The organism is Streptomyces murinus, from assembly GCF_002154555.1.
In the GTDB taxonomy this organism is placed as follows: Bacteria; Actinomycetota; Actinomycetes; order Streptomycetales; family Streptomycetaceae; genus Streptomyces; species Streptomyces murinus.
On record NZ_MUNF01000513.1, the window covers coordinates 1 to 7,788 of the forward strand.

The window sequence follows — 7,788 nt, forward strand, 5'->3', positions numbered from 1 at the left end:
GTGCCCTCGGGCCCGCCCGGCGAACCGACGATGCGCAGCCGGGCCCCGGGCTCCCGTCTGCGCACCTCCGCGAAGGCGTGCAGCAGGGAGACGAGGTCCTTGGCGGGTTCGACGCGCCCGACCCAGACCAGGGTGTCCGGGTCCGCGCCGTCCGGTGACTCACCGGCCTCGGTGAAGCCGTCGGCCGCCATGCCCGGGTACACCGTGCGGATCCTGGCCCGGTCCGCCCCGCACCGCTCCTGCCAGCGACGGGCGTGCGCGTTGCCCGGGGTGAGGATCTCGGCGCGCCGGTAGATCTCGGTGGCGAGCCGCCCGTGGAACGCGGCGAGCAGGGCCCGTACCGCGGGCGCCGCCCCGGGCCCTTGGCCCAGGTAGTGGGCGCGCAGATGGACGCCGTACTCGGTGACCAGCAGCGGCACCCCGCAGAAGTGCCGGGCGAGCAGCCCGGGAAGGGCGGCGGGCCCGCCGGACGCGGCGTGGCAGAGGTCGGCCGCGCCGAGCGCGTCCTCGCCGTACCAGTCGAGGGAGAGGGGGCGCAGGGCGCGTTCGAGGTGACCGGTGACGGTGAGCAGATCGGCCACGCGCGCCTCGCGCGCCGTGCGCGGCGCACCGGGCGCGCGGCAGGCGCGCTCCAGGGTGCGTACGCCGAGGTCGGAGCGGAGCGCCGCGCCGAGTCCGCCTTCCTCGCGGGCGAGTTCGGCGAGCCCGTACAGGGCGTTGGCGAAACGGTCCGCCACGGTGCCGGAGGCGCTGCCGTCCGCCGCCGCGCACACCGCGCCGGCCAGTTCGCCGTAGTGCTCGGTGAAGCGCCGGCGCGCGCGCCGTCCGTACCCGACCGCCCCGCCGTCGCCCTCGGCCGTCCACAGCGGTGCCGTACGGACCCGGGTCACCTGGGGCGGGAGCGGGAGCAGGCCCTGTTCCTCCTGGTGCCTGCTGCGGCTGAGCGCGTAGAGGTCGAACTCGTGCTGCCCGAGCCCGCGCACCAGCCGGTCGCACCAGAGGCCGGCGTCACCGCTCGCATACGGATAGCCGCCTTCTGTCAGCAGTCCCGTGCGCACGCGTGCACCCCCGATCTTCCTTCTGGTCGGCCGCCGTTGGTCCCGGCGGCTCACAGCGGGACGAACGTAAGCGGACAAGAGGGTGGCGCGACGGACGGTTGTCCGTCGCGCCACCAAAAGGGGTGAACACGCGTAACTTTCTCGTGCGGACCGCGTTCTGTCGCGCTAGGCGTTCACGCGGGTACGGGACGTCACGCCGGGCGCGGTGTCCCGCGCCCGGTCAGACCGCCGCCGGTGCGCGCCGCGCGGCCCGGCGCCGGGCCGCCAGCTCCGGGTCGAGGGCGGGTACGGCGGCCAGCAGCTGCCGGGTGTACTCCTCGCGCGGGCTGTCGTAGACCTCGTCGGCGGGGCCGTACTCGACCAGCCGGCCCCGGCGCATCACCGCGAGCCGGTCGCTGACCTGGCGGACGACGGCGAGGTCGTGCGCGATGAAGACCAGCGCGAGGCCCAGTTCCCGCTGCAACTCGCCGAGCAGGGCGACCACTTGGGCCTGGGTGGTGACGTCGAGCGCGGAGACGGGTTCGTCGCAGACGATGACGCGCGGGTCGGCGGCCAGCGCGCGGGCGATGCCGATGCGCTGGCGCTGGCCCCCGCTGAACTCGTGCGGGTAGCGGTCGTGGTGCGCCCCTTCGAGCCCCACGCGCTCCAGCAGTTCCGTCACCCGCCCCCTGATCCGCTCCTCGGCCCCCGCGCCCTTCTCGCCGCGGGCGCGCAGCGGGTCGGCGATGGACTCGCCCACGCTGCGGCGGGGGTTGAGGGAGGAGACGGGGTCCTGGAAGACCATCTGGACGGCCGGGTTCACCCCGGTGTGCGGCTCGCCCGCGTAGCGGATCCGGCCCGCGGTGGGCTCCAGGAGGCCGACCAGCATCCGGCCGAGGGTGGTCTTGCCGCTGCCGCTCTCGCCGACGACGCCGAGGGTCTCGCCCCTGCGCACGGTCAGCGAGACATCGTCCACGGCCGCGAACGCCCGCTTGCCGCGCCCGAATTCGCGCCGCAGCCCGGTGGCCTCCAGGACCACCTCGCCGGTGGCCGGGGAGCCGGTGCGGCGGGCGTCCACGCGCGGGACGGCGTCGAGGAGTTCACGGGTGTACGACTCCCGGGGCGCCGCGAGGACCGTCCCGACCGGACCGTGCTCGACGGCCCGGCCGTGCCGCATGACCAGCACCTCCTCGACGCTCTCCGCGGCCACGCCCACGTCATGGGTGACCAGCAGCAGGCCCATGCCGGTCTCCGTGCGCAGGGTGTGCAGCAGGTCGAGGATCTGGGCCTGCACGGTGACGTCGAGCGCGGTGGTGGGCTCGTCAGCGATCAGCAGCTCGGGTTCGCAGGCCAGCGCCATGGCGATGAGCGCGCGCTGGCGCATGCCGCCGCTGAACTCGTGCGGGCGTGAGCGGGCGCGCCGGGCGGCGTCCGGGATGCCCACCCGGTCCAGGACCTCGACGGCCCGCGCGCGGGCGGCGCGGCGTCCGGCGCGGGTGTGCACCCGGTACACCTCGGCGATCTGGTCGCCGATGGCGTAGTAGGGGTCGAGCGAGGACAGCGGGTCCTGGAAGACCATGGCGGCCTTGGCGCCGCGCAGCCGCCGCAGCTCCTGTTCGGTGGCCGCCCGGACATCGGTGCCGGCGACGCGCACGGAGCCGCCGACCCGGGCGCCGGTGCCGCGGTGCAGGCCCAGCAGGGCGCCCGCGACCGTGGACTTGCCGGAGCCGGACTCGCCGACCAGGGCCAGCGCGCCGCCCTCGGCCAGGCTGAAGGAGAGCTGGTCGACGGCCCGCAGCGCGCCGAACTCGACGCTCAGGTCGGTCACTTCCACCAGGCTCATGCGAGCACCACCCGTCGGTCGGCCACCGCGTACAGCACGTCCGCGACGGCGTTGGCGAGCACCACGAAGAACGCGATGACGAGGACCATGCCGACGACCACCGGCAGGTCGACGACCTTCACCGCGTGCACCAGCTCCTGGCCGATGCCGGGCAGCCCGAACAGGGTCTCGGTGAGGACGGCACCGCCGACGGCGGAGCCGACGTTGTTGGCGTTGAGCGCGATGACCGGGGCGAACGCGCCGCGCAGCGCATGGCGTCCGACGATGGCCCGCTCGCCGACGCCGTACGCCCTGAAGGTCCTCACGTGGTCCTCGGCGAGGGTCTCCAGCATCGCGGCGCGGGTCAGCCGGGCGAAGGTCGCGGCCTCGATCAGGGCCAGCGACAGCCAGGGCAGCAGCAGGTTCCAGGCCCACTGCTCGGGGTCGTCGGTGAAGGCGACGTACTCCGGGAAGGGCAGCAGCTGGAGTTCGCCGCAGACGACGATCATCAGCACCAGGCCGATGACGAACACCGGCGTGGCGGTGCCCGCGAGGGTGATCGCGGTGAGCACCCGCTCCGAGACGCGGCCGCGCCGCCAGGCGGAGAGGACACCGGTGCCGACGCCGAGGGCGAGCCACAGCACCATGCCGCCGAGGACCAGCGAGAGGCTGACCGGCAGCTTGCCCAGGATGATGTCCAGGACCTGCTGTCCGGTCTGGTACGACTGCCCGAGGCAGGGCGCCGCGCAGTGCTCCAGGGAGGTGCCGGTGGAGAAGTCCTGGCCGACGAAGAGGCCCTGGAGGAAGTGCCAGTAGCGCACGTAGAGGGGGTCGCCGAGGTGCAGCTGTTCGGCGACCTGGTGCACCTGGGCGGGCGAGCAGCGCGGGCCGCAGGTGATCTGGGCGACGTTGCCGGGGGTGACGTAGAAGACGACGTAGACGATGACCGAGATGGCGAGCAGGGTGATGACCGTGCCCACGGCCCGGCGCAGCAGGAATCCGCCGAAGCCGCTCATGCGGTCGCCTCCTTCTTGGTCGCGTCCGCGTCCGTAGCCGTAGCCTCGGCTGTGGCTGTGGCTGCGTCCTTGTCCTTGCGACCGGTGCCGATCCGCAGCCGGGAGGCGGCGCGCGGGTCGAGGGCGGTGCGCACGCCGTCGCCGAACACGGTGAGGGCGAGGACGGTGACGAACAGGGCGCCGGCCGGCAGCAGCAGGTACTGCGGGGCGGCCTGGTACCAGACGTCGGCGGCGGTGAGCATCTGTCCCCAGGAGGGCGTGGGCGGCTTGACGCCGACGCCGAGGAAGGACAGGGCCGCCTCCACCGAGATGTTCATGGGCACGAGGAGCGCCGCGTAGGTGATGACGGGCGCGGCGAGTCCGGGCAGCAGCTCCCGGCGGGCGATCCGCCACGTCTTCCAGCCGCTGAGCCGGGCCGCCGAGACGTAGTCGAGGCCCTTCATGGACAGGGTCTGGGCGCGCACGATCTTCGCGATGCTGCCCCAGGCGATCAGGCCGATGACGAGGGTGACCAGGACGGGTCGCGGGAAGCTCGCCGGGACGACCGCCAGCAGGGCCAACGACATGATCATCAGCGGCATGGCGACGATGATGTCCGTGATCCGGCTCAACAGTTGATCAACCCATTGATTGCCGAGCGCAGCCGCCACGCCGACGGCCACGCCGATGGCGACCTGGATGACGGTGGCGGCCAGGGCGACGCCGAGCGAGACCCGGGCGCCGTAGACCAGGCGCGCGAACAGGTCGCGGCCGGTCTGGGGTTCGACGCCCAGCCAGTGCTCCGCGTCGATGCCGCCGAGGGAGCCGACCGGTACCCCGCCGCGCGCGGAGTCGATCAGGGACGGGTGGTAGGTGAAGGGGTCCTGGCCCTCCAAGGCGGTGAGCAGCGGCGCGGCGAGCGCGACCAGGACGAGCAGCGCGACGACGGCCGCGGCGACCAGGGCGGCGCGCTGCGCCCGCAGCCGCCGCCAGAACCGGCGGGCCCCCGAGGCCGCCGGGACGGAGGCGTCCGTCCCGGCGGCCGGGGTGGCGAGGGGTGACTCGGTCACGGCGTCACTTCACCGCGACCTGGGAGATGTCCAGCACGCCGGTCCAGTCGCTGATGACGACATTGCGGATGTCCTTGCCGACCAGGCGCTTGTAGACGGGGTGGAACAGCGGCACCACCAGGGCCTTGCCGCCGATCTTCTGGTCCAGGGCGCCCCAGCGCTTGGCGGCCGCGTCGAGGTCGGTCAACTTGTTGATCGAGTCAATCTCGTCATTGACCGACTTGTCGTTGAGCCGGCTCGCGTTGAAGTTCGCGCCGTCCTTGACGATCTGCCGGCCGTCGAAGATCGGGGCGAGGAAGGGACCGCCGGAGGGCCAGTCGGCGCCCCAGCCGGCGAGGAAGAAGCCGGGCTCGGTCTTCACGCTGTGGACGGTGTCCCGGTAGTCGTTGTCCTCCAGGCCCTGGAGCTTGACCGTGATGCCGGCCTTCTTGAGGGCGTCCTGGAGGGCGGTGGCGATCTCCGGGCTGGTGGCGAAGTCCTTGGCGTTGGAGTGCGTCAGGGTGACGGTGAGCCCGTTCTTGTAACCGGCCTGCGCCAGCAGCTCCTTGGCCTTGGCCGGGTTGCCGGACGCGCCCGCCGGGAACGGGTCGTACGGCGTGTACCCGAAGGACTTCTGGTTCGGCAGGAAGGTCGTGGCGGGCTCGGCGAGCGCGCTGCCGCCGGCCGCGTTGACCACCGAGGAGCGGTCGACGGCGTAGGCGATGGCCTCGCGCACCTTGGGGTTGTCGAACGGCTTCACGGTCGGGTTGAACGCGATGTAGTTCGTGTAGCCGAAGTGGCCGGTGCCCACGCGCGCGGCCAGCTCCTTGTCGCCGGTCACCTTGGCGAGCTCGGCCGGGCCGAGGTTGGTGTCCGTGGTGACGGCGGCGGCGTCCGCGCCCTGGGAGGCGGACAGCCGCTGGTCGATCACCGAGGAGTCGAGGCCGGAGCGCACATCGATGGTGTCCGGGTACGCCTTGCGCTGGTCGTCGGTGGCCGCCGACCAGTTCGGGTTGCGCTTGAGCAGCACATGCTCGCCGTCGTTCTCGTTCTTGACGACCTCGTAGGGGCCGGACGAGACCGGGTGCTCCTCGTACTTGGTACCGGTGTCCTTGGCCTTGGGCACCGGCGCGAACTGCGTCTGGGTGGCCAGGAACGGGAACTCGCCCTCGGGCTTGTTCAGATGGAAGACGATGGTCCGCTCGTCCGGCGTCTCGATCGCCGACAGGCCCTTCTTGTCCTTGTACGGCCCCTGGTAGTCCGCCGCGCCGGTCAGCCAGTCGCGCAGGTAGGGGGCGCCGCCGGAGAGCTCGGGGGCGAAGGAGCGCTCGATGCCGTACTTGATGTCGGCCGAGGTGATCGGGGTGCCGTCCTCGTACTTCAGGCCCTTCTTCAGGGTGTACGTCCACACGGTCGCGTCCTTGTTGGGACGCCCGGTGTCGGTGGCGAGGTCCGGCACCACCTTGGCGCCGGCCGCGCCGTTCGCCCGGTTGCGCGTGGTCAGGGTGCGGAAGACCAGCGAGGGGACGTTTCCGCCGCCGGAGGTGTACAGCCGCGCGGGGTCGAAATCGGTCTGCGGCTCGGAGTTCAGGACCGTGAGCGTGCCGCCCTTGTGGGGCGTCGAGTCGCCACCGGAGCCCTTCGCACCGCTGTCCTTCGGACCGCAGGCGGCGGCGCCCGCGGCCACGACCAGGCTGACGGATGCCGCTGCCACGCGGCGCGCTATGACGGACGGTTGACGCATCGGAATGACGACCTCTCGGGGGGTGTTTCGAGGTTTTCTCGAAGAGTGAGACAAAGAGACGAGGAGTGAGACGTCCCTGGACAGACGTCGGCCCCGGCGTCGGGTCGTCGAAAAATCCGCGACCGGGGTCACGGACGGAGAAGGAAAGAAAGGTCGCGACGCGAACGCCAGGGGGCGGCGTCAGCGACAGTGGATGTCGGCCACGCAGAGCGCGGTCACGCCGATCAGCGCCAGCTCGATGGCGGCGCTGAAGGAGACGGCATGACTAGACCACATGCGCAGAAATATGAACGAACTTGCGGCTCATGTCAATGTGACATAAGTGCAGGTTGTCAACTCCTTGGATAGGGCCAGGCGTTGGGCAGACAGTGGATCCCGTCATGGTCGAGGAACTTGGTCTGCTGCTGCATGACCGGCGCCAGTTCGCCGCTCTTCTCGCAGGTGACGTGGTTGTGGCCGAGCCGATGACCGACTTCATGGTTGATCAACATTTGCCGGTACATATGGATTTTGTCGCCATATGTCTTGCTTCCTTGAGCCCACCGGTACGCATTGATCATCACGCGCTGGGTGGCGGCCGAGTCGCAGGAGACGTTGTCCTCGGTGGTGTCCAGGCCGGATTTCGCGCACCAGGTGGCGGTGGTGCCGGGGCTGGCCAGGGTGATCACGAAGTCGGGTTTGCCGGAGGAGATCCGCTCGAAGGTACGGGTGCCGCCGTGTCCCCAACTCCGGTCGTCGTTCAGCGTCTTCTGCACCGCCTCGGCGAACAGCGCGCCGTCCAGGCCGAGCCCCTGCTCGATGTCGACCCGGTAGCGGTACTTCTGGCCGGTGCCGGGCGCCTTGTCGAAGCCGGGGACCGTGTCGAACGTCCCGGACGCCTTGAGGGTGGCGCCCAGCGGATACGTGCGGTCCATCTTCTGCTCGTACGTCAACGGCACCGCGCTCGGTTTCACGGAAGGCCCGGGGTGCGCGTCGGCGCCTTGGTCCGGCGCGGAGTGCCCCGTCCGCGCGTCGTTGTCGCGCCCCTCGGTCACCTGTCCGGCGACGACCACCGCGAGCACGGTGGTGACGGCCGCCGCGGCGATACCGGTGAAGGCCCGCCCCTTGTTGTTCCCGCGCTGCGCGGGAACAACAAGGGGCG

General features: G+C 71.6%; 7 protein-coding genes. All 7 read right to left on the reverse strand.

Annotated elements, in window-relative coordinates:
* Positions 1–1,058, reverse strand: a 1,058-nt coding sequence (locus CCN72_RS28335; RefSeq protein ID WP_143664223.1) for a DUF3492 domain-containing protein, incomplete at its 3' end; no start/stop codon positions are given.
* A gap of 220 nt (positions 1,059–1,278) precedes the next feature.
* On the reverse strand, positions 1,279–2,880 hold the full coding sequence (locus CCN72_RS28340; protein WP_086810734.1) for a dipeptide ABC transporter ATP-binding protein: 1,602 nt from the start codon (positions 2,878–2,880) through the stop codon (positions 1,279–1,281).
* Entirely contained in the window at positions 2,877–3,875 is a 999-nt protein-coding gene (locus CCN72_RS28345; RefSeq protein WP_085566432.1) for an ABC transporter permease, read from the reverse strand. The genes CCN72_RS28340 and CCN72_RS28345 overlap by 4 nt, the downstream gene beginning before the upstream one ends.
* Complete coding sequence (locus CCN72_RS28350) at positions 3,872–4,924, reverse strand: ABC transporter permease (protein WP_086810736.1); 1,053 nt, start codon at positions 4,922–4,924, stop codon at positions 3,872–3,874. Before CCN72_RS28350 ends, CCN72_RS28345 begins: the two co-directional genes overlap by 4 nt.
* A 4-nt stretch (positions 4,925–4,928) precedes the next feature.
* Entirely contained in the window at positions 4,929–6,647 is a 1,719-nt protein-coding gene (locus CCN72_RS28355) for an ABC transporter substrate-binding protein (RefSeq protein ID WP_085566430.1), read from the reverse strand.
* 180 nt (positions 6,648–6,827) lie between these two features.
* The gene (locus CCN72_RS41570) at positions 6,828–6,923 is read right to left on the reverse strand and encodes an Ms4533A family Cys-rich leader peptide (RefSeq protein WP_310738795.1); all 96 of its coding nucleotides are present in this window, start codon (positions 6,921–6,923) and stop codon (positions 6,828–6,830) included.
* A gap of 56 nt (positions 6,924–6,979) precedes the next feature.
* Positions 6,980–7,788: DUF3152 domain-containing protein (locus CCN72_RS28360; protein ID WP_086810738.1), on the reverse strand; the 809-nt coding region annotated here is incomplete at its 5' end.

Excerpts from the sequence above, each read along its gene's own strand:
- CCN72_RS28340 (WP_086810734.1), bottom strand. The coding sequence starts at position 2,880 with ATGAGCCTGGTGGAAGTGACCGACCTGAGCGTCGAGTTCGGCGCGCTG.
- CCN72_RS28345 (WP_085566432.1), bottom strand. The coding sequence starts at position 3,875 with ATGAGCGGCTTCGGCGGATTCCTGCTGCGCCGGGCCGTGGGCACGGTC.
- CCN72_RS28355 (WP_085566430.1), bottom strand. The coding sequence starts at position 6,647 with ATGCGTCAACCGTCCGTCATAGCGCGCCGCGTGGCAGCGGCATCCGTC.
- CCN72_RS41570 (WP_310738795.1), bottom strand. The coding sequence starts at position 6,923 with ATGTGGTCTAGTCATGCCGTCTCCTTCAGCGCCGCCATCGAGCTGGCG.